The sequence below is a fragment of the Empedobacter sp. ULE_I140 genome (assembly GCF_053482575.1).
The window spans coordinates 2,587,751-2,608,842 of record NZ_JBQMTX010000001.1 but is presented as its reverse complement, the minus strand read 5'-3'; the positions used below and the strand labels follow the sequence as shown (position 1 = coordinate 2,608,842).

The 21,092-nt window shown below is 31.2% G+C and carries 25 protein-coding genes and 1 pseudogene; 15 read left to right on the top strand and 11 right to left on the bottom strand.

The window, feature by feature from the left end; all coding sequences use genetic code 11:
- The first annotated feature begins 49 nt into the window (after window positions 1-49).
- The 5 genes from ACTS9J_RS12575 to ACTS9J_RS12555 all read left to right on the top strand — a co-directional run bounded on the left by ACTS9J_RS12575 (window position 50) and on the right by ACTS9J_RS12555 (window position 6,924).
- Window positions 50-1,285 (top strand): sulfate adenylyltransferase subunit 1, encoded by a 1,236-nt coding sequence (locus tag ACTS9J_RS12575; protein WP_219035045.1) that lies wholly within the window; start codon window positions 50-52, stop codon window positions 1,283-1,285.
- A gap of 148 nt (window positions 1,286-1,433) precedes the next feature.
- Window positions 1,434-1,979 carry a uroporphyrinogen-III C-methyltransferase gene (locus ACTS9J_RS12570; protein WP_260509644.1) on the top strand — a complete coding sequence of 182 codons (546 nt, stop codon included), beginning with the start codon at window positions 1,434-1,436 and terminating at the stop codon, window positions 1,977-1,979.
- Between the two features lie 152 nt (window positions 1,980-2,131).
- Window positions 2,132-3,790: a diflavin oxidoreductase gene (locus tag ACTS9J_RS12565; protein ID WP_448353295.1), complete on the top strand. Its 1,659-nt coding sequence runs from the start codon at window positions 2,132-2,134 to the stop codon at window positions 3,788-3,790.
- Window positions 3,791-3,809: 19 nt separating this feature from the next.
- A complete protein-coding gene (locus ACTS9J_RS12560; protein WP_448353294.1) occupies window positions 3,810-5,462 on the top strand; it encodes an NADPH-dependent assimilatory sulfite reductase hemoprotein subunit in 1,653 nt (550 codons plus the stop codon).
- A gap of 19 nt (window positions 5,463-5,481) precedes the next feature.
- Window positions 5,482-6,924 carry a TSUP family transporter gene (locus tag ACTS9J_RS12555; protein ID WP_448353293.1) on the top strand — a complete coding sequence of 481 codons (1,443 nt, stop codon included), beginning with the start codon at window positions 5,482-5,484 and terminating at the stop codon, window positions 6,922-6,924.
- Window positions 6,925-6,982: 58 nt separating this feature from the next.
- Here the strand turns inward: ACTS9J_RS12555 and ACTS9J_RS12550 are convergent, their stop codons facing one another.
- Entirely contained in the window at window positions 6,983-7,717 is a 735-nt protein-coding gene (locus tag ACTS9J_RS12550) for a hypothetical protein (protein WP_448353292.1), read from the bottom strand.
- Between the two features lie 403 nt (window positions 7,718-8,120).
- Between ACTS9J_RS12550 and ACTS9J_RS12545 the strand changes: the two genes are divergently transcribed.
- The 4 genes from ACTS9J_RS12545 (at window position 8,121) to ACTS9J_RS12530 (ending at window position 10,720) form a co-directional block, all read left to right on the top strand.
- Window positions 8,121-8,276 (top strand): hypothetical protein, encoded by a 156-nt coding sequence (locus ACTS9J_RS12545; RefSeq protein WP_448353291.1) that lies wholly within the window; start codon window positions 8,121-8,123, stop codon window positions 8,274-8,276.
- Between the two features lie 63 nt (window positions 8,277-8,339).
- Entirely contained in the window at window positions 8,340-9,425 is a 1,086-nt protein-coding gene (locus tag ACTS9J_RS12540; protein ID WP_448353290.1) for a tetratricopeptide repeat protein, read from the top strand.
- Between the two features lie 24 nt (window positions 9,426-9,449).
- Window positions 9,450-10,040, top strand: a complete 591-nt coding sequence (locus tag ACTS9J_RS12535; RefSeq protein WP_448353289.1) for a sensor histidine kinase — start codon at window positions 9,450-9,452, stop codon at window positions 10,038-10,040.
- Window positions 10,041-10,054: 14 nt separating this feature from the next.
- Window positions 10,055-10,720, top strand: a complete 666-nt coding sequence (locus ACTS9J_RS12530; protein ID WP_221856653.1) for a response regulator — start codon at window positions 10,055-10,057, stop codon at window positions 10,718-10,720.
- On the opposite strand, the pseudogene ACTS9J_RS12525 reads toward ACTS9J_RS12530, so the two are convergent.
- The 5 genes and pseudogenes from ACTS9J_RS12525 to ACTS9J_RS12505 all read right to left on the bottom strand — a co-directional run.
- Window positions 10,717-11,250: pseudogene (locus ACTS9J_RS12525) on the bottom strand (LysR family transcriptional regulator); the annotation flags it as partial. The gene ACTS9J_RS12530 and the pseudogene ACTS9J_RS12525 overlap by 4 nt on opposite strands.
- 15 nt (window positions 11,251-11,265) lie before the next feature.
- On the bottom strand, window positions 11,266-11,400 hold the full coding sequence (locus ACTS9J_RS12520; RefSeq protein ID WP_257468223.1) for a hypothetical protein: 135 nt from the start codon (window positions 11,398-11,400) through the stop codon (window positions 11,266-11,268).
- A 90-nt stretch (window positions 11,401-11,490) separates the two neighbouring features.
- The gene (locus ACTS9J_RS12515; RefSeq protein WP_219035054.1) at window positions 11,491-12,147 is read right to left on the bottom strand and encodes an SCO family protein; all 657 of its coding nucleotides are present in this window, start codon (window positions 12,145-12,147) and stop codon (window positions 11,491-11,493) included.
- Entirely contained in the window at window positions 12,140-12,436 is a 297-nt protein-coding gene (locus tag ACTS9J_RS12510; RefSeq protein WP_219035055.1) for a YHS domain-containing protein, read from the bottom strand. The genes ACTS9J_RS12515 and ACTS9J_RS12510 overlap by 8 nt, the downstream gene beginning before the upstream one ends.
- A gap of 68 nt (window positions 12,437-12,504) precedes the next feature.
- Window positions 12,505-12,810: a hypothetical protein gene (locus tag ACTS9J_RS12505; protein WP_125348816.1), complete on the bottom strand. Its 306-nt coding sequence runs from the start codon at window positions 12,808-12,810 to the stop codon at window positions 12,505-12,507.
- Between the two features lie 254 nt (window positions 12,811-13,064).
- Here ACTS9J_RS12505 and ppk2 (ACTS9J_RS12500) point away from each other — a divergent pair, with 254 nt between their 5' ends.
- From ppk2 (ACTS9J_RS12500) to ACTS9J_RS12480, 5 genes are all read left to right on the top strand, one after another.
- Window positions 13,065-13,871, top strand: coding sequence for a polyphosphate kinase 2 (ppk2, locus tag ACTS9J_RS12500; protein ID WP_312150877.1), 807 nt, complete (start codon window positions 13,065-13,067; stop codon window positions 13,869-13,871).
- A gap of 17 nt (window positions 13,872-13,888) precedes the next feature.
- Window positions 13,889-14,707 (top strand): polyphosphate kinase 2, encoded by an 819-nt coding sequence (ppk2, locus tag ACTS9J_RS12495; RefSeq protein WP_125348818.1) that lies wholly within the window; start codon window positions 13,889-13,891, stop codon window positions 14,705-14,707.
- 17 nt (window positions 14,708-14,724) lie between these two features.
- A complete protein-coding gene (gene ppk2, locus ACTS9J_RS12490) occupies window positions 14,725-15,528 on the top strand; it encodes a polyphosphate kinase 2 (RefSeq protein ID WP_291046653.1) in 804 nt (267 codons plus the stop codon).
- A gap of 115 nt (window positions 15,529-15,643) precedes the next feature.
- Window positions 15,644-15,994 carry a 50S ribosomal protein L19 gene (rplS, locus tag ACTS9J_RS12485; protein ID WP_019975296.1) on the top strand — a complete coding sequence of 117 codons (351 nt, stop codon included), beginning with the start codon at window positions 15,644-15,646 and terminating at the stop codon, window positions 15,992-15,994.
- Between the two features lie 276 nt (window positions 15,995-16,270).
- A complete protein-coding gene (locus ACTS9J_RS12480; protein ID WP_219035057.1) occupies window positions 16,271-17,071 on the top strand; it encodes a TonB-dependent receptor plug domain-containing protein in 801 nt (266 codons plus the stop codon).
- A gap of 13 nt (window positions 17,072-17,084) precedes the next feature.
- Here the strand turns inward: ACTS9J_RS12480 and ACTS9J_RS12475 are convergent, their stop codons facing one another.
- The gene (locus ACTS9J_RS12475) at window positions 17,085-17,999 is read right to left on the bottom strand and encodes an IS481 family transposase (RefSeq protein ID WP_280046477.1); all 915 of its coding nucleotides are present in this window, start codon (window positions 17,997-17,999) and stop codon (window positions 17,085-17,087) included.
- Between the two features lie 75 nt (window positions 18,000-18,074).
- On the opposite strand from ACTS9J_RS12475, the gene ACTS9J_RS12470 reads away from it, so the two are divergent.
- Window positions 18,075-18,215: a hypothetical protein gene (locus ACTS9J_RS12470; RefSeq protein ID WP_219034750.1), complete on the top strand. Its 141-nt coding sequence runs from the start codon at window positions 18,075-18,077 to the stop codon at window positions 18,213-18,215.
- A 67-nt stretch (window positions 18,216-18,282) separates the two neighbouring features.
- Here the strand turns inward: ACTS9J_RS12470 and ACTS9J_RS12465 are convergent, their stop codons facing one another.
- From ACTS9J_RS12465 to rlmH, 4 genes are read right to left on the bottom strand one after another with little or no spacing between them, the layout of a single operon-like run.
- Window positions 18,283-19,203, bottom strand: a complete 921-nt coding sequence (locus ACTS9J_RS12465) for a ribonuclease Z (protein ID WP_219034751.1) — start codon at window positions 19,201-19,203, stop codon at window positions 18,283-18,285.
- Entirely contained in the window at window positions 19,200-19,781 is a 582-nt protein-coding gene (gene rdgB, locus ACTS9J_RS12460) for an RdgB/HAM1 family non-canonical purine NTP pyrophosphatase (RefSeq protein ID WP_219034752.1), read from the bottom strand. The genes ACTS9J_RS12465 and rdgB overlap by 4 nt, the downstream gene beginning before the upstream one ends.
- Window positions 19,782-20,615: a CPBP family intramembrane glutamic endopeptidase gene (locus ACTS9J_RS12455; RefSeq protein WP_219034753.1), complete on the bottom strand. Its 834-nt coding sequence runs from the start codon at window positions 20,613-20,615 to the stop codon at window positions 19,782-19,784. It lies immediately after the preceding gene.
- Entirely contained in the window at window positions 20,608-21,081 is a 474-nt protein-coding gene (gene rlmH, locus ACTS9J_RS12450; RefSeq protein ID WP_115001348.1) for a 23S rRNA (pseudouridine(1915)-N(3))-methyltransferase RlmH, read from the bottom strand. The genes ACTS9J_RS12455 and rlmH overlap by 8 nt, the downstream gene beginning before the upstream one ends.
- Window positions 21,082-21,092: the final 11 nt, after the last annotated feature.

Genomic DNA, 21,092 nt, shown 5'->3' with positions numbered 1-21,092 from the left:
CAAAATTTTTTTAAACAAAACTCTATAATATCTATAGGAATTAAGTAAAATGAATGCATTAAAATTTATAACAGCAGGAAACGTAGACGATGGTAAAAGTACTTTAATAGGGCGTTTACTTTACGATTCGAATAGTATTCACACCGATCAATTGGGTGTTTTAGAAAAACGTAAATCAAATGAAGACGACGAAATTGATTTGTCTTTGATTACAGATGGTTTACGTGCCGAGCGCGAACAAGGAATTACAATAGACGTAGCGTACAAATATTTTTCGACTGCAAAACGAAAATTTATTATTGCAGATGCGCCTGGACATGAGCAATACACGCGAAATATGATTACAGGAGCTTCAAATTCAGAGTTGATTATTATTTTGGTTGATGCACGTAAAGGAATCACTTCTCAAACAAAACGTCATGCAAGTATTGGATCGTTAATGGGAATTAAAAAAGCAATTATCGCCATTAATAAAATTGATTTGGTTGATTATTCACAAGATATTTTCGAAAAGATAAAAAATAATTTTCAACAAATTCAAGATCAATTGAATTATGATGAAGTAACTTTTATTCCAGTTTCTGCTTTGGTTGGCGATAATATTGTCGAAAAATCTGCAAAAACGCCTTGGTACAATGGAGAAACATTATTGCATCAATTGGAAACAATTTCGATTGAAACAGATAAAAATTTAGCAGCTCGTTTTCAGGTTCAATGGGTAATTCGTCCAAAAGATGAAGAGCATCACGATTATAGAGGTTATGCGGGGCAAATTTTGAGTGGAGCCTACAAAGTTGGGGATTCTATTAAAGTTTATCCATCAAATATCGAATCAAAAATTGTTAAAATAGAACGTCATTTGGAAGAAGTACAACATGCTGAAGCAGGAGAAAATGTTGTGATTCATCTCGAAAATAATATAGATATCAGTAGAGGAGACACAATTGTAAAAACTTCCGAAGAACCGCAAACTACAAATGTGCTAAAAGCGTGGATTTGTTGGTTAGACAATAATGCATTACAACAAGGAAAAACGTATGTGTTGCAACATCGTTTTCATTCGGTTCGTGCAAAAATCAAAACAATCGATCAACAATGGGATATTAATAATTGGGAATTTATTCCATCTGAAGAAATCAAGTTAAATGATATTGGACAAGTTGTTTTAAAAACAAATCAACCTTTATTTTTTGATTCTTTCAAAGAAAATATTCATACAGGAAATGCCATTTTGATTGACGAAACAACGAAAAATACAGTCGCTGCTTTGATGTTTATTGATTAAAACATCAATTAAATCTTATCAATCAACTTATTTATTACAAACATGCAAACAACAATAGGAAAAGTAATTTTGGCTGGCGCTGGTCATGGAGATCCAGAATTGGTGACGCTCAAAACATTAAATTATATCAAAAAAAGCAGATGTTATTTTGACAGATCGCTTGGTTTCTCCAGTGTTAATAGACGAATATGCGTCAAAAGATGCGTTGGTTATTTATGTCGGAAAACAATGTTCGAAAGGCATTCATACGCCTCAAAAAGATATTAACGATATGATGATTGAGTTTGTAATGCAAGGAAAATTAGTGGTTCGATTGAAAGGAGGTGATGCTTCACTTTTCTCTAATATTTTGGACGAATTAGAAACCTTGAAAAAAAATCATGTTCCGTACGAAATAATTCCAGGTATTTCGGCTGCTTTTGGTGCTGCAGCTTACACGAGAATTCCATTGACAGCGCGAAATCATTCGAAAGGAGTTCGCATGTTGACGTTGTGCGATTTGAAATCTATTGAACACAAACAATGGAAAGATTGGGCAAAAACGTCTGATACATTGGTTTTTTATATGAGTGTACAGCGTTTGCAAACTTTAGCTGATCAGTTGATTTTGAATGGAATTGATACCGAAAAAGGTTTAGCAGTTATTCAACAAGCGACAACTCCAGATCAGAAAACGCAAGTTTTTTATTTTTGAAAATATTGTAGAAAAACATTTACCAACCTTTGATTTTGTACCAACTTTAATTATCGTTGGTCATGTTGTTAATTTGCATCAATCATTCGCTTGGTTAGATGAACAACCAACTTCCAACTCATATTTTGATAACCATAAAACAACAATTTCTTATGCTAGCTAACGAAAAATTGAACTTAGTAAAAAGTTTAGTCAAAGAATTATCACGTGACGAAATTATTTGGACAAATGGTTATTTGGCTGGATTAGTTGCAAATCAAACACAAGAAGTACCTCAAGAACAAAAAGTTTTAACCTCAATCAAACCTACAATAATCTATGGAACTGAAACAGGAAATGCGAAGAAATTAGCTAATCAATTGCTTGGAATTTTTAAGATGAATAAAATTCAAGCCAAAGCGATTGAAGCGTTTCAATATCCACTCGAAAAAATTGAAAAGGAAGAATTCTTAATTCAAATTTTTAGTACGCAAGGAGATGGAGATTTACCTCAAAATGCGCAAAAATTCTATGATAATTTGAGTAACTCTGATCTAAAATTAAATCAAACTAAGTTTGCTGTTTTTGGTTTGGGCGATACTTCTTATCCGTTTTTCTGTAAATCAGGAGAAGAAATTGATGAATTATTTGGAAAACTAGGCGCACAACGCGTTTTCGATTTGGTAAAAGTAGATTTAGATTATCAAGAAATTGCCGAAAATTGGTTTGCGGATATTTTAAAAACTATTCAATCAGAAGGAAATTCAACGGTTGTACAATCTCAAAAATTGCAAAATTCTTCAACGCAGAAAAAATCGTACGAAGGAATTATAAAAGATGAAATCGTTTTGAATGATAGAGATTCAAACAATGAAACGTATCATATCGAAATAGCAGTTGATGAGCAAGTAGATTACGAACCAGGTGATGCTTTGGGTGTTTATCCAAAAAATAATCAAACCGAAATTTTAACGATTGCAAAATTTTTCAATGAAGAAAATCGCGCAAAAGAACTTGAAGAAAAAAATATTAGAGCACTTTCTAAAAAATCAATCGATCAATTTGCAACAATTTTAAATGTAGAAATTCTTGAAACTAAGATTGATTTAATTGATTTATTATCAAAATATTATTCGTCAGAATCTACAATGAAATTTGATGATATTTTAAATCTTTTGCATCCAATTGCACCACGTTTATATTCGATTTCATCATCGAATGAAGCATATGATAATGAAATTCATTTAACGGTTAGTCTGAATACTTTTTCAGTTTCTGATCAACAAAAAACTGGATTATGTTCTCAGTTTTTAGCAGATTTTGAGCATGATAAATCCATAGAATTTTACATTCATAAAAATAAAAATTTCAAACTTCCAGATGAAAATCAATCGGTAATTATGATTGGTCCGGGAACAGGAATTGCACCTTTTCGTAGTTTTTTGACACATCGTGATGCAATTGGCGCAGAAGGTAAAAACTGGTTGTTTTTTGGTGAACAACATTTTGTTTCGGATTTCTATTATCAAACTGAAATTCAGGAATGGCTTTCAACAGGAGTTTTAAGCAAATTAGATACAGCTTTTTTGAGAGATCAAAAACATAAAATTTATGTGCAAGATCGAGTGAAAGAACGAGGAAAAGAACTTTACAATTGGTTAAACGAAGGTGCGTATTTGTATGTCTGCGGTCAAAAAGACGGAATGAGTACAGATGTAGAAAGTGCTTTGATCGAATTAATAGCAAAAGAATCAAATCAAGATGAGGTTTCAGCGAAAAATTTTCTGGAACAATTGGAAGAAGAAGGTCGCTACCAAAAAGATGTTTACTAATCAACCAACAACTAACAAAATGAGTATAGAAAAACAATCTCCTATAGAAGGAATTAAAATAAAAAGTGACGGACTTCGCGGTACGTTAAAAGAAAGTATAGAGCTAGATAATCACACTGGAAATGTACGTGCAGATGACGAAGCTTTGGTGAAATTTCACGGAATGTATGTGCAAGATGATCGCGATAGACGAGAAGAACGCGCAGAAAAAAAGTTAGACAAATTGTATTCGTTTATGATTCGTTTGCGTATTCCGGGTGGAATTATTGACGCTGATAAGTGGTTGGCAATTCATGAAACTTCTGAACAATATGGAACAGGCGTTTTGAAAATTACAACGCGTCAAACCATTCAATTGCACGGAATTTTGAAACATCAATTGCGTCCAACTTTACAATCTTTTGACCAAGCAACGTTAGATTCTATTGCGGCTTGTGGCGATGTAAACCGAAATGTAATTGCGAGTTCTCACCCTTTGGTTTCATCTATTCACGCTCAAATTCATGCGTATGCAGATAAGTTATCTAAACATTTGTTGCCTAAAACCCAAGCGTATTACGAAATTTTTGTGGATAATGAAAAGATTTATGAGCGAGAAACTGAGAAAGATGAGTTATACGAAGACCGCTATTTACCTCGAAAATTTAAAATTGCAATCGCTATTCCGCCAACTAATGATATAGATGTTTTTGCAAATGATTTGGGACTGATTGCGATTATCGAAAATAATGAATTGAAAGGTTTCAATATCGCTGTTGGTGTAGGTTTGTCTACAACTCACGGAAATCCAAATACATATTCGCGTCTACCAACCGAAATTGGTTTTGTAGATTCTGAAGAAAAAGTGTTGAAAGTTGCTTATGAAGTATTGACAATTCAGTGTGATTTTGGGAATCGAGGCGATCGAAAATTAGCGAGACTAAAGTATACAGTTGATAAATTAACGGTTGATGGTTTCAAGTCTGAATTAGAAAAACGTGTTAGTTTTAAATTAGAGCCTTCTCAGCCTTATCAATTTACGGAGTGTTCTGATATTTATAATTGGCGACAAGTGAATAACAGAACGTGGTATTACACTTTATTTGTGGAGAATGGAGTTGTACAGCCTAATCAGAAAGCATTTTTACATGAATTGGCTTTATTAAATATCAATAATTTTATTTTTACAGCGAATCAAAAATTATTATTAGGTAAAATTTCGACTGAAAATAAAGCTAAAGTTGAACAGCTTTTAGAAAAATATTCTATTCACAAAGATATTAGTGAACTTCGAAAAAATTCGATGGCATGCGTGGCTTTACCAACTTGTCCATTGGTTTTAGCAGAAGCGCAACGTTATTTGCCAGAATTGGTGACTAAAATAGAGCCTTTGCTAGAAAAACATCAACTTCAAAATGATGATATTTCTATTCGTATGACGGGCTGTCCAAATGGTTGCGGTCGTTCGTATGTTTCGGAAATTGGTTTTGTAGGGACTTCTGCTGGACATTATAATTTGATGTTGGGTGGAGATCGATATGGTGTTTGTTTGAATAAAATTTTTAAAGAAAAAGTCAATGAGACTGAGATTTTGAATGAGCTAGATCAAGTTTTCGAAAGTTATACAAAAGAAAAAATAGACAATGAAACATTCGGAGATTTTACCTATCGAAAATATTTTTCGTTTAATTAGTTAAATCGCTTTAAGAACAATGAAAAATAATTTATTCCCGATATTTTTAAAAACAGAACATTTGCGCTTCCTGATTGTTGGCGGAGGAAATGTAGGATTAGAAAAGGTTTCGACGCTAATCAAACAAAATCCTTCGATCAATTTGAAAGTTGTAGCAAAGGATTTTAAACAAGAATTGAAAGATGTTTTTTTGCAATATCCATCAATTCAACATGAAACTCATGCGTTCGAATCGAGTGATTTGGAAGATGTAGATTTAGTGATTGTCGCAACCGATAATAAAGAAACTTCGAGAGAAGTGAAGCAAAAAGCAAATGCAAAAGGAATTTTGGTTAATGCAGCTGATCAGCCAGATTTGTGCGATTTCTATTTAGGTTCAATTGTGAATAAAGGTCATCTTAAAATTGCAATTTCTACAAATGGACAATCTCCTGTTATGGCAAAACGTTTGAGAGAATATTTTTCTGATGTTATTCCAGATTCAATTGATGAAAACATTGAAAGTTTAAATAAAATAAGAAATAATCACAAAGGAGATTTTAATCAAAAACTAACCGATTTGAATCATTTAACTTCTTCATTTGAAGGAAAAAAATCGACTAAAAAATACAAACGTTTAGTAACCGAAATTACATTGATATTTTTTACATTATTCTTAGGATATGCTTTGTCATCAATCGTAAGTTTTTCGGAAGCGAAAGATTTTGTGATTCACATTCCAAATGTTTTTTATATTATGTTGGCGGTTGGTTTTTTCGCTCAAATGGTCGACGGAGCCGTTGGTTTGGGATATGGTGTAACGTGTTCCACAAGCATGATGTTATTTGGCGTTAATCTGCCTTCAATAAGTGGTAGTATTCATTCTGCCGAAATGTTTTCGAGCGGAATTAGTGGTTTTTCGCATTATAGATTTGGAAATGTAAACAAAAAATTATTATTAGCATTGGCTATTCCAGGTGTTATTGGAGCAGTTTCGGGATCATTATTATTGGTTTATTTGGGAAACAAATATGAGACCATTACTTACGGAATATTGGCTTCGTACACCTTAATCATCGGAATTCGATTAATTATTTTAGCATTCAGAAAAAAAATCGAACGAAAAAAAGTAAAAAGAGTTGGGTTTTTAGGATTTGCTGGAGGTTTTTTAGATGCTTTTGGTGGTGGAGGTTGGGGACCTGTCGTGACATCAACTTTATTAGCAAAAGGAAAAAAATCAAACTTAGTAGTAGGAACAGTTAGTTTAGCCGAGTTTTTTGTGACACTTTCTGCATCGTTGACTTTTTTTGCAGCTTTGGGTGTAAGTCATGGTTTTATCATTGCAGGTTTAATAATTGGAGGAGCTTTAGCAGCACCAATTGCAGCGAAATTAGCAGGTAAAATACCTCAGAAAGTTGCTATTTTGGCTGTAGCTTTTTTAGTGATCACATTTAGTATTCGAATTCTTTTTAAAATTTTCTAAATTTTATATATCATTTCTAACAATCAAAACACTCTTCATCTCGCATGTTGAGTGTTTTTTATTGTTCATTATTTAAGACATATTTAGTTAAAATATATTTTGTGACAGGTTTCAATGTTTTACCATTTTCGGAATGTAAACCATAATTGGTAAAAAATTCTACTTCACCATTTTTCTTTGTATACCAAACTTTATCAAGTGCATTTTTAAAATTTAAAGTATCAGGTTTTGTGATTTTCTTCAATTGAAAAACAGCTTCGTTATATGGAATAGCATTCATTTGTGGCGAAGTTTTTTCGCATTCTATTTCTTCATAATGATTTTCTTTCCAAACCATACAAGACGAATTTTGATTCATTGAATTAAGAAATAATCCTCCGCTAGCCAAAATCATAGCAATACCACTTCCAGCAATTACTTTATTTCGTTGAAGTTTTATTTTCTCAAAGAAATTATTCTTTTTTGATGGAAGATTAATTATTGATTCTTCTTCAGAAATATTATTATCTATTATTGGTTCTACGGATGCGATTTCTTCTACATTAACTTCTTTTTCTTCATTTTTTGTCAGCTGATTTTTTTGATTAAAATCTCCAAAACTTTCATAACCGATATAATGAGCAAGAATATTTAATAAATCAGGACTTATTTCCTTCTTTAAATTATTTTCTTTCACGAAATCATCAAAATATCTTGAAAAAGATTTGCTTGTTATAGGATAATTATAATCATCTGAAATTACTTTTTCTAAATGCACAGACATTCCATTTTTTACTTCAACTCCCACATTCATTTTTTGCTTTCTCAAAAACTTTTTCGAATAGATATTTTTTCGTAGACATTTCATTTTTAATTCTTTTACAAAGTAGACAAATTTTGGACAAAATAAATTACGGTTTCCAGTAAAACAAGCTGTCCAATAATTGTCCAAAACTTGTCTATTGTTTGTTTAACAGCGACTTTGTGTTCTGTATTTACTTTGCAATAGAAATCAAAACAAAAACAAAAACCTTGATTTCTGAAAACGTAGTCTCGAAAATAGTTGAGGTGATTTGAAGGGAAGCATTTTTCCTGAATTGTTCTCAAGACTACAAAAAACTTCCTACTAAAGAAGCGCTTCTTTTTTCTCGTGTACACTACTCGCAATCTGTTTTGTGAGGAAGAGCACCTATATCAAAAAATTAAAAATTTAAGCTATGTTAGAATTATTATTCGCTTTATTGAGATTCTATTTACCAAATCAAAATGCAAACACAATTTCACAAGATCAACATCCAGTTGTACAAACTTCATCAGATAGTATAGACGGTGATACAAATGGAGAAAAAGGGGATGTTCCTGTGAAAAAATAAATCATCAACGGATAGAGTAATCTATCCGTTTTTTGTTTAGCTTTAGGTTGTAAATATGGAGATTTGAGAAAAATTTTATTTTTTTATTTTATACTTTTTATTATTTCATGTCAACAGTCTAAAAACAAAGAGATTGAGCAGGATAATTTAGATAATAAAGCTTATGATAAAGCATGGAAGTTTTATGAAAAACAAGAGAATGATAGTGCTTATGTTTATTTTAATAAAGCATATTCAGAATTTATAAAACTGAATAACAAACATCAAGCATCAAAATGTTTGATAAATATGGCTTTTATTTCTAAAGATCAAGGAGATTGGTTTGGAAGCCAAGAATTAATTATTTCTTCGGTAAAATTATTAAACCCTAAAATAAGTGAAGAAAAAGAAACACTTTCTAGTGCATATAATATTTTAGGGCAAACTTCTCATGATTTAGGAAATTTTAATGATGCTATAGATTATTATCAAAAAGCAATTGATTTTTCTAAAGAAAAAGATGTTTATATTATCAATCAAAATAACATTGCAAATAGTTATCGTTACGATAAGCAGTATGATGAAGCGATAAAGATTTACCAAGAATTACTAAAAGATAAGAATACAATTGAAAATCCAAAAGAATATGCGCGAATTACTGATAATTTAGCATATACCAAATGGTTAAAAGACAATAAGTCCAATGTTATAAATGAATTAAATAAAGCGTTAAATATTAGATTAAAGGAAAATGATTTGTGGGGACAAAATGCAAGTTATGCGCATTTAACAGATTATTTTTCAAATTTAGATTATAAAAAAGCCTTGGACTATGCTTATAAAAGAAAACAAATTGCTTTCGAAAATAAGAGTGCGGGCGATAAATTAGAAGTTTATCAACAACTTATTTTATTAGACAATCCTACAAATGCAAAACAATATTTTGAAGCTTATCAAAAGCTAAACGATAGTATTCAGTTAGAACGTAACAGAGCGAAAAATCAATTTGCGTTGGTGCGTTATGATTCGGAGAAAAATCGTGCAGATTTTTTGAATGCTGAAGCAGAGAATGAAAAGAAGAAAAATGATATTTTAAAACTTTACATTCTAATCGGTTTATTGATCGTTTTGTTTGTTTTTGGATATTTTTTGTACAGAAAAAGAAAGTAAAAATTAGAGCAAGAGAAAGTTTTGTTGCAACAAGAAAAGGTTTTGGAAGTCAAAAAAACAGAACTGAAATATTCTAAAAAAGTACACGATAAAGTGGCGAACGGAATTTATCATGTGATGTCTGATATTGAGAATAAATCAGAATTTAATCGTGATCAAATTTTAGATAAATTGGAGGTGGTTTATGAAATTTCGCGCGATATTTCCTATGATAGGATTGATGAAAATCAACAAGAAAATTTTGCAGAAAAATTAGCACAATTGATAAGTTCTTATGATTCGGAACAAGTCAAAATATATTTGATTGGAAATGAAAAAGAACTTTGGAGAAACGTAAAAGATTATGCTAAAACAGAGGTTTTCTTAGTGATGCAAGAATTGTTGACGAACATGAAAAAACATAGCGAAGCTTCACGAGTTATACTAAATTTTAAAGAAGAAAACCAACAAATTATTATCAATTATTCAGATAATGGAATTGGGATTTCGGACTTAAAACCTAAAAATGGTTTGCAAAATACGGTTTCACGTATTTCTAATCTAAACGGAGATGTTATTTTTGAAACTGAAAATGTGAATGGTCTAAAAATTAAGATCATATTTCCAATTCAATAACCTAAATAAAAAGTATGTTTAAAAAAGTATTAATTGCAGAAGATTTTGAGAGTTTTAATATTTCGATTCAGAAAGTTTTAAAAGATTTACATGTAGAAAATCCTGATTATGCTTTTTATTGTGATGATGCATTCTTGAAAGTGAAAAAAGCATTGCACGACAATCAACCTTATGATTTATTGATTTCTGATTTGTCTTTTGAAGAAGATCATCGCGAGCAAAACTTGAAAAGTGGACGAGATTTAATTGAAGCTGTAAAAGCAATTCAGCCAAATTTGAAAGTGATTGTTTTTTCGGTAGAAAAGAAAGCGGATATGGTGGATAATCTTTTCAAGGAATACCATATAGATGGGTTTGTGGCGAAAGGAAGAGAAGATTCGAAAGAGTTGAAAAAAGCGATACAAACTGTTTTTGCGGGCGGAATGCATTTGGAATTGGACATGAAACGTAGTATCAAACAAAAAAATACGTATGAAATAACTTCGTATGATGTTACGTTAGTTTCTTTGCTTTCGAATGGAATTTTACTAAAAGATATTTCAAATCACTTAAAACAAAATAATATCAAACCTGCAAGTCTAAGTAGTGTAGAAAAGAGATTGGGCTCATTAAAAGAGTCGCTACAAATTACAAGTAATCATCAATTGGTTGCGTTTTTCAAAGATTTGGGAAGTATTTAACCCAAATCTTTACACCATTTATCTACAAAAATCTGTTGCAATTGCTCAATTTCTTTTTCGTAAATCGTATTTTTTCGTGAACCAAAATAGAGTGTATTTTCCAACGGTTTTTCACCTTGCCAAACCAATTTTATTTTACCAGAATTTAGTGCTTCTTGACATAAAAAGTCGGGAACAATAGAAAAGCCATTTCCATCGCTCAAACAACGAATAATAGAACTGATATTTGGGACAATATAATTTGGTTTGAAATCTGGATGTTCTTTAAAATTTTCTTTCCAAAAATGTTGCTCCGCAGCAGCTAATTTTTGAATCGGTTCTAAAATAAAATTATACAAAATTTTTCCTTTTTCAGTCGGAACCATTTTTCGCGCCGATCGATCAAATAATTTGTAGCCCGTATAGGCTTCTAACGAATTGAGATGTAAGCTAAAACCAGGTTGTGAAATAAATAATTGTTGCGCAGCAGCAGATAAAGTCCCAGTTTCATAAATTGCTTTAAATGTTCTGAACCATTCAAGATTTGATTGCTTAACTTCTAAATTTTAATTTTCATCATAAGGTAAATCGTCAGGATCTACATCAATATAATCGGGGTTTGGTAAGGTCGAAAGTCGATACGCTTTTATTGTTTTCAAATCCAATAAATTTGCTTTTACAACACGATGCATTCCGTCCATCAATTTTCCATAAGGACAAACAATAATTTGCTGTGATTTAGAAAATTATAATTAAAACAAAACCCTCCATTTTTAGGAGGGTTTTAAATTTTATTCTGCAAGAAGTTTTTTTATATCTTCTTTTAAAAATTCTATTTCAGGATGATATTTTCCAGCTAGAGAAGGTTCTTTTCCTTCAGGATCTTTGTAATTCAGTCCCGAATAAAACAGTATTGGAACACCCATTTTATCATATCGACTTCTGATATTTCCTTGTTTATCAACCAATGCAAGTTTTCCGCTGTGATTTAGACCTTCGGCAGTTGTTTCGTCTTTTCCAACATAAATATTGAATTTATCCGAAAGTTGCTCAATTTCTTCTCGATCCGAAGTCAAATAATGCCAATTCGGTGATTTTACACCAATTTGTTTTGCATATTCTAACAATCGTGCAGGTGTATCTCGTTTTGGATCAATTGTAATCGAAATAAAACCAAGGTTTGCATCATTTATTTCATCTTCTATTGTGCGTAAATTGTTACTCATTACTGGGCAAATCGTTGGACAACTTGTAAAGAAAAATTCTACAACGTACACTTTTCCTAACATATCACGATTTGTAATCGTTTGATTATTTTGATTTGTCATCGAAAATTCCGGAACTTTCATTACCGTGTAAAGTTCATCTTTAGGCTTATTTTTTAGCCAAAAAACAGTTCCTATAACGCCTAAAATAATAACAATAACGGCTATTAATTGTTTATTCATGGATATGTTTTTCAGGATTTTTTAGAAACTCTTCTTTGCACATTGTCGAACAAAAACCATACGTTTTTCCTTGGTAATTAGCTGTGTCACTCAAATGATCTGCAGTTTTCATTCCGCAAATTGGATCAACTTCGTTCACAACCGCAACATCCAATTTAGTTACAGCTTTCATTTCTTCGTGAGAAACATGCTTTACTTCAAAATTCTCTTGTTTTGTTTGCTCTTTATTACAAGAAAATAATGCAAACCCTAAGACTATTAAAGAGAATGTGTTTTTTAAATTTTTCATTTTAGATTGTTTATTTGTTTTTAATTAATTGTTATCTGATTCTATAGTTTAGATCTATAAAAGAAAAATTAAACAATTGGAGGATGAAAAACTAAACGAATAATATAGTTAGAATTAATATCTTGATAATGATCAGTTGATAATTTATTTTTTTGCGTAAAATACTTTTTTGGAGAAATAATTTGTTTTTGAGGAACAATCGCATCTAAAATTTTGACCGAATTTTTGACAAAATGATTTTCTGGCTGATTCTTTTCACTTTTCGAAATTTCTTCTTTCAAATAGCAAAAACCATTACAAAGTAATTCAGGTTTTTCTCGATTTTCACAAAGTTCATTTGCGATTTCTTCATAATTTAAAACATAATCTATCATCGGCATTAAAGGACGAAATGCGATAGAAAATATGAGTGATATGAAAAATAGTATGCGCAAAAAACTAATTTATTGACAAATTTAACCAAATTGATTGAGGTTGAATATGATAAAATTTATGATTTTAAAAGAAAGATTTATCATAATCTTCACTTTTATGTTCTGTAAAATTTTTACCTTAAAAAAGATTTTACAATCTATAAATATTTATGAAAAAAAGTAAGATTTTAGATTTTACAACAACCGAAGAACTAATGCATTTTTTGGTCGAAAATCAAGAAGAAAATCCTCTCTATAAAAATGTGATAAAGAAGTTTGAATATGAAAATGAGTTACTAAAACTGCAATCAGAGTTAGTAAATCTTCAAAATTGGATTTCGACAGAAAAGAAAAAAGTTGCAATCATTTTCGAAGGACGAGATGCTTCAGGAAAAGGAGGTACAATTCGCCGTTTTCGCGAGCATCTTAATCCGCGTTCTATGCGTGTTGTTGCATTGAATAAACCTACAGAAGTCGAACAAAATCAGTGGTATTTTAATCGTTATATCAAAGAGTTACCAAATGCTGGTGAAATTGTTTTTTTTGACAGAAGTTGGTACAACAGAGCAGTTGTAGAGCCAGTTATGGGATTTTGTACCGAGCAACAATATGAGCAATTTATGGTGCAAGTTTCAGAATTTGAACATATGTTGTACGAATCAGGGACATATATTGTCAAATTGTGGTTTTCTGTGACTAAAGAGGAGCAGCAAACACGTTTTGATTCGAGGTTAAATAATCCGCTTAAAAAGTGGAAATATAGTCCAGTCGATGCAAAAGGACAAGAGCTTTGGGATGAATTTTCGCATTATATCAATCAAATGTTTACGCGCACGCACAACTCTTTTTCGCCTTGGATTATTGTCAACGCAAATGATAAAAATACGGCAAGATTAGAATCTATTCGTTATGTGCTTTCTTTGTTTAATTATAAAGGAAAAGAGGATGCCGAAGTAAATTTAATGGTAGATCCAAATGTGATTGAACGTTATTATCGAATGGTAAAAGAATTGAATCATTAATTTTAAATTGTAAGAAAATGGAGCTAAAACCGAAAGATTTAAAATTAATCGAAACCAAAAAAGGTCTTGTTGGACTTTTACAATCTGATCATGGAAAGTTGAATTTTGCGAAAGCCTTGCGTACTGTAAAATATGAAAATAGGATAGAGCAATTACAAGAAGAATTGATAAAATTACAAACTTGGGTAGCCGAAAATAAACGAAAAGTTGTGATTGTTTTTGAAGGTCGAGATGCAGCTGGGAAAGGAGGTGCAATTCGTCGAATTGTAGAACATCTAAATCCTCGTGAACATAGAATTATAGCACTGCCAAAGCCTAATGAAGTAGAACGAGGACAATGGTATTTTCAACGTTATGTTCGTCAGTTACCACGTGCAGGAGAAATTGTTTTTTTTGATAGAAGTTGGTACAATAGAGCTGTTGTAGAGCCTGTAAATGGGTTTTGTACACAAGAGGAATATGAAACTTTTATGAATGAGGTAAATGATGTCGAGAAAATGTGGATTAATTCGGGAATATATTTGATTAAAATTTATTTTTCGATTACAAAAGAACAACAAGCAAAACGTTTTGCAGATATTGTAAATTCACCAACCAAACGATGGAAGTATAGCTCTGTAGATCAAAAAGCGCAAGATTTGTTTGATGTTTATTCAGCTTATAAAGATGTAATGTTTACGAAAACAAATACAGATTTTGCTCCTTGGAAAATCATTGATGCCAACAAAAAGTACAAGGCTAGAGTAGAGGCGATGGAATATATTTTGTCTAAAATACCTTATGATGATAAAAATAAACGTATTTTGAAACATCAAAACTTAGAAGAAGAAAATTAATTATCAAACCTAAAACTATGGCTGAATTTGATTTAAATGATTTAGAAAAAATAAATAATAAGCAAGAAATCATTGATTTTTTGGTTAGACATGATATTATAAAAGAAAAGAAGTTCAAAGAACAACTCGCTTATGAGAAAGAATTAAAAGAACTTCAAGAAAAATTGTTAGAAATACAATCTAAAGTTATTCAAGAGAATAAACGTGTGTTAATTATTTTTGAAGGTCGTGATGCAGCTGGAAAAGGAGGAACAATTTCGAGAATAACAGAATTTCTAAACCCTAAAAAATATCGTGTTGAAGCATTACCAAAGCCGACTGAAATAGAACAAGGACAATGGTATTTTCAGCGATATTTTAAAGAATTACCAAATGCAGGTGAAATTGTATTCTTTGATCGTTCTTGGTATAATCGTGCTGTTGTAGAGCCTGTTTTCGGATTTTGTACGGAAGAACAACATACAAAGTTTATGAAACAAGTAGTAGAAGTAGAAAAGCTTTTGCAAGATGATGGAATTATTTTGGTTAAAATTTTCCTGTCGATTTCGAAAGAAGAACAAGCAGAACGATTACAAGATCGGAAAGATGACGAATTGAAACAATGGAAATTAGGGGCATTGGATCAAAAGGCACAAGAGTTATGGGATGTTTATACCAATTACATTGACAAAATGTTTCAGCAAACAGGAACAGAAAGTTCATCTTGGCTAGAAATTGTGACAGATGATAAAAAAACTGCTCGACTTTTAGCGATGAAATCAGTCGTAGCACAATTAACAAATCAATCTTTTGAAAATGATTTAATAAAAATTCATTCATAAAAGAAAGAGAATCATTTGTATAATCAAGATTTTTGATTAATTTTGCATCCACATTGTTCAACCTCTGACGAAAGACGTTTAAGTTGCTCAATTCAAATAAATTGAAATTATAATAATGGAAAATTTAGTAAAATACGTACAAGAGAAATACGTAGCTAAAAAAGAGTTCCCAGCTTTCGCAGCAGGTGATACTATTACAGTTTATCAAGAAATTACAGAGGGTGGAAAAACTCGTGTTCAGTTCTTTAAAGGGGTTGTTATCCAAAGAAGAGGACAAGGAACTACAGAAACTTTCACAATCCGTAAAATGTCTGGAGATGTTGGTGTAGAGCGTATCTTCCCAGTTAACATGCCAGCGTTACAAAAAATTGAAGTAAACAAAAAAGGTAAAGTTCGTAGAGCTCGTATCTTCTACTTCAGAGCATTACGTGGTAAAAAAGCTCGTATCAAAGACGCTGCTTACTAAAAACTGCTTTTTTAGGAAAAATATAAAATCCGTTCGATTATCGAACGGATTTTTTTTGGCTGATTTTGAAAGTTTAATATAAAATATTAAATTTTACCATTTCTTAACATTCTATTAAGAGTTGAAAAAATAGTTTAATATTTTATTGAAACAAGTAATCCCTAAAATTATTCTATATATTCTTTTATTACTTGGTTTATTTTTGTATTTGAATTGTAGAGTAATTCTTAAGTGTTTTTTTTAATACTTTTATTGTTAACAATTTTAACACAAGAGATGAGAAAAAAACAATTTAGAATTTTTAGTCTTCTTTTTGTTCTTGGATCGTTTGCTTATGCTCAAACTACAGGTCATGTAAAAGATTCTGATGGTTTTCCAGAAGCAGATGTAGAGGTAAAAATAAAAGGGACTGATAAGGCAGCTTACACAGATGAAAATGGAGATTTTAATATTGATGCCAAAATCGGTGATATTTTAATTATTAAAGGCAAGGAAATTACCGTTACTTCTGAGAATTTAGGAGATTTATCCACTCAATTAAATCCTAAAAGTGAGAATATAGATTTAGGAACTGCAGTTGTAACTGGATATTCTACACAACGTAAGGAAGAGGTAACCGCTGCAGTTTCTGTTGTAAATGCAAAAGACTTAATGGATGCTAAATCTCCGAACATTACCAATTTATTACAAGGTAAAGTTGCAGGTCTTAGAATTACAAGTAGCTCTGGACAACCAGGTTCAACGGCTTCATTACGTTTAAGAGGAAAAACAAGTATTTCTGCAGGAACAGATGCTTTATGGGTAGTTGATGGAGTGATTTATCATGGAACACCAAATATTAATCCAAATGATGTTGAAACAATTTCTGTATTAAAAGATGCTGCTGCAACTGCGCAATATGGTTCTCGTGGAGCGAATGGAGTAGTAGTTGTAACAACTAAAAGAGCCAGAGGAAATGGATTGGTTGTAAATGCAGATTATTCTACAAGTTATAATCGTTTCAATCCAGGGAAATTCGAAGTAATGAACGGAAATGAATTATATAATTTGTTTCTGTCGTACTTCATGACTTCGTAGACTTTAAATATAATTATTTTAGTTTTAATTTTAGTATTTCATAAGGAGTTTTTCCTTTAAAAGATCCATGTGGTCTATTGAAATTATAAAAATTTTCCCATTGTTCTAATTTTTGATTTAGATCAACATCATCAGTATAGCTTAAAAGTTGATAAAACTCTTTTTTATCAGTTAAATGAGATCGTTCAACTTTCCCATTTAACTGAGGCGTTCCTACTTTTATAAATCGGTGTCTCATTCCTAAATCTTGAACATGCCAATGAAATTTTGATTGAAATTCATGTCCGTTATCTGTTTGAATTGTATTAATTCTGAAAGGAAATTTATCTACAACATAATTTATGAAATCAATTGAACTTAATTGATTGTGCTTTTCATAGATTTTAAGCGCTCTAATTCGTGTAGCATCATCAATTGCTGTATATTGAAATCTCTTGATTTTATGGCCATTTGCATCTTGAAAAATTAGAAATTTAACATCAACCTGTACATGATGACCTGGTGTTTCTTTTTCATATCGAATACTATGCATAGCTCTTCTAGTTGCCTTTCTGTCTAATCGACCTACATTATTGCGTTTTAGAATACGATAAACACTTGATTCTGATATTAAAATATCATGATAACGTTCTAAATACCATTTAATTCGCCAAGTCCCTAATTTATGTTCTTTTCGAAGTTCTAATACTTTATTTACAATTTCTTGCTTGATTTGATTGGGAAATGTACGAGGAGTTGGTTTTTTTCTAAGTAAACCTTCTTCTCCATGTTCATCATATGCCTTTTTCCATTTATAAAATGTACTCTTTTTCACGCCAAAAAATTTATATGCTATAGAGTTATTTCCATATTCTTTGGCATATTTTAGAACTTGTAGTTTTTTACTATAAGTTAAATAAGCTGCTATTTCTTTTGTCTTTTTAATCATCATAAAGCTATATTAGTTTTTTACTAATTTAGTCTACGAGGATATGACGTACCCACATATAGAAATGGGTTGACAATGGATAGACGCTACCCTGGTACACATTTATCAGGAAGTAATCCATTATACACTATTCTTGCTACAGCAAATGAAGTAATTGAATATATTCCTGAACAACAAATTATTGTTTCTAAAGGAGTTTTAGTTCAAAATCCATAGGATTGAGAAACATTTGTAAAACTAAAATCCGTTCGACTATCGAACGGATTTTTTTATATTTTGATTACTAACTTTCTATTTTTATTGTTTTCAACAATTCTGGTAAAACGGTATTCGTAAATTCTTCTTGGGCTTCGATTAACAAAGGTTTATAATCGTGATAACGATTAGAAAAATGACCTAAAATTAATTTCTTTACATTGGCTTGTTTCGCAATCATTCCAGCTTCTTTTGCAGTTGTATGCCCTGTGTAAACCGCTAAATCTTTCAATTCGTGTAAAAATGTTGATTCGTGATATAACAAATCGACATCTTTTATAATTGGAACAATATCTGGTTTATATTTTGTGTCCGAACAAAACGCGTAACTCAAGGACTTTTGAGCATCAAATGTTAAATAATCATTCGGAATTATTTTTCCAGATTCTAACGTAAAATCTTTTCCATTTTTCAAATTTTGATAATCGCAGATTTCAATTTCTGGAAATTCCTCGATCGTATCCATATTCAATTTTCGAGGTTTTGGCTTTTCTCGAAAAAGATAACCATTTGTATAAACTCGGTGATTTAGCGGAATAGAATAAACTTCAACTTTATCATCTTCAAAAACTAAAACAGATTCTTTTGTATGCAATTCGTTGAAAATAATCTCGAATGAGTTATTAGATTCTGTTAAACGTAATTGTGTTGTAATAAATTCCTCAATTCCTTTCGGACCATGGATATGCAAAGGCATATCGCGACCAAGCAATTGAAGTGTAGAAATTAATCCAATCAATCCAAAAACATGATCGCCGTGCAAATGCGATATAAAAATGTGATTTATTCGGTTGAATTTTGCCTTCGCTTTTCGCAATTGTACTTGTGTTCCTTCTCCGCAATCAATCAAAAAATAGCGTTCTGCGATGTTTAATAATTGAGCGGTCGGATGCGTAAAAGCTGTTGGTAATGCTGAATTAAATCCTAATATTGTTAGTTGTAAACTCAATTTACGTTTAGATTAGTTAAAAAATCGTTTAATTTTTCGACAGCTTTTCCTCGGTGGCTAATTGCATTTTTTTCTTCAGGAGACATTTGTGCAAAAGATTTTGAAAAACCATCAGGAATAAAAATCGGATCGTAGCCAAAACCATTGTCACCCATAATTTCAGTTGCAATAGTTCCATTCACTCGTCCTTCGAAAAAATATTCCTTTCCATCCAAAATTAAACAGAAAATAGAAATAAAATACGCTTTTCGATTTGTTTTTCCTTCCAATTCTTTCAACGCTTTTGCAATATTATCTTCGTCTTTTCCTGTGCCAGCATATCGAGCAGAATATACACCAGGTGCTCCATTTAACGCTTCTATCACTAATCCAGAATCATCTGCAAAGATATTTTTCCCAGTTTTATCGAAAATAGTTTTCGCTTTTAATTGCGCATTTTCTTCGAAAGTTGTACCAGTTTCTTCAATTTCATCAAAGAAATTAATATCAGTCAATGATTTCATCGATAGGTAAGAAGGTAACATTTTTGTAACTTCTTTTACTTTATTGTTGTTATGTGTGGCAAAAATTAATTCCATTTATATTGTTTTTTGTTCTGTTTTTTTGATTAATAAATAGACAGATAAAATTCCGATAAGTGTCATTCCTCCAATTAATAAATAATCTCTTTGCGCAAAAACTTCGCCTTCCATATCGCCCTGCATTAACATTAACGAGTACGAAAGAGTGTTGTTTAGGAAATGTAATAACATAGGTAAAAACAACGATTTTGTGCGATAATAAACTATTCCAAAAATGATTCCTAAAAGTCCAGCGCCTATAAATTGCCAAGGATTCATATGTGCACATCCAAAAATAAATCCATTGATTAAGATTGCAGTTGTAGGATTTACATTGAAATTTAGCATTCCTTTCAAGATTATTCCTCTGAAAATAATTTCTTCGAAAATTGGAGCCAAAATACAAATCATAATAAATCCAGCGATTTTGTAATCTAACATCATTTCAAAAGAAGCTTGAAAGATTTTATAGATTTCTTCTAAAGGTCCAGTTGTTGGAATTAAACTTGTTGCAACCTCGGCTAAAGGCAAAAGAAATAACCAACAAGCTATTGATAATATGAGCTGAATTGGAGTAAAAGAATGTTTGATATCTTTTAAAATTGATGCAAATTTAGTTTGTGTCAACATCAATAAAATAACAATTGCGCAAACCGTTCCTGTTAAAAATCCTAACGGTAAAAGTAAGTGATTAAGCGGTTTGTAAAAAAGTGCTGGAGCAGAAACAAGTCCGCCAGCAAACTGCATTATAATCACTGCAATTGCGCTATACAAAAGAGCTTTTCCAATACCAAAACTTAGTTTATTTTCTTGCTTAGGAACAAATTCTTCAAATGGAGAGGTGTTATTCATGATGATAAGGTTTACCCTGCAATATACTAAATCCTCGGTAAATTTGCTCAGTCAAAAATAGACGAACCATTTGATGCGTAAATGTCATATTGGATAAAGACATTTTTTTATTTCCACGATTGTAAACAGATTCGTCAAAACCATAAGGACCACCAATCACAAAGACAAGATTTTTGACAGATTGATTCATGTAATTCTGAATATCATCTGCAAATTGCTTCGAAGTAGGTTGTTTTCCTTTTTCATCCAAAATAATAACAAAATCTGTATTGATGATTTTATTCAAAATTTGCTCAGCTTCTTTTTGTTTTTGTTGAATTTCGGACAAATTTTTACGATTTTTGATGTCAGGAATTTCAATTCTTTGATAATTAATGTGCGAAGGCAATCGATTTTCATACTTTTGTAATAGCATTTCGATGGCTTTTTCGTCTGTTTTACCGATACAAATGGTCGTAATATTCATTCAAAATTATT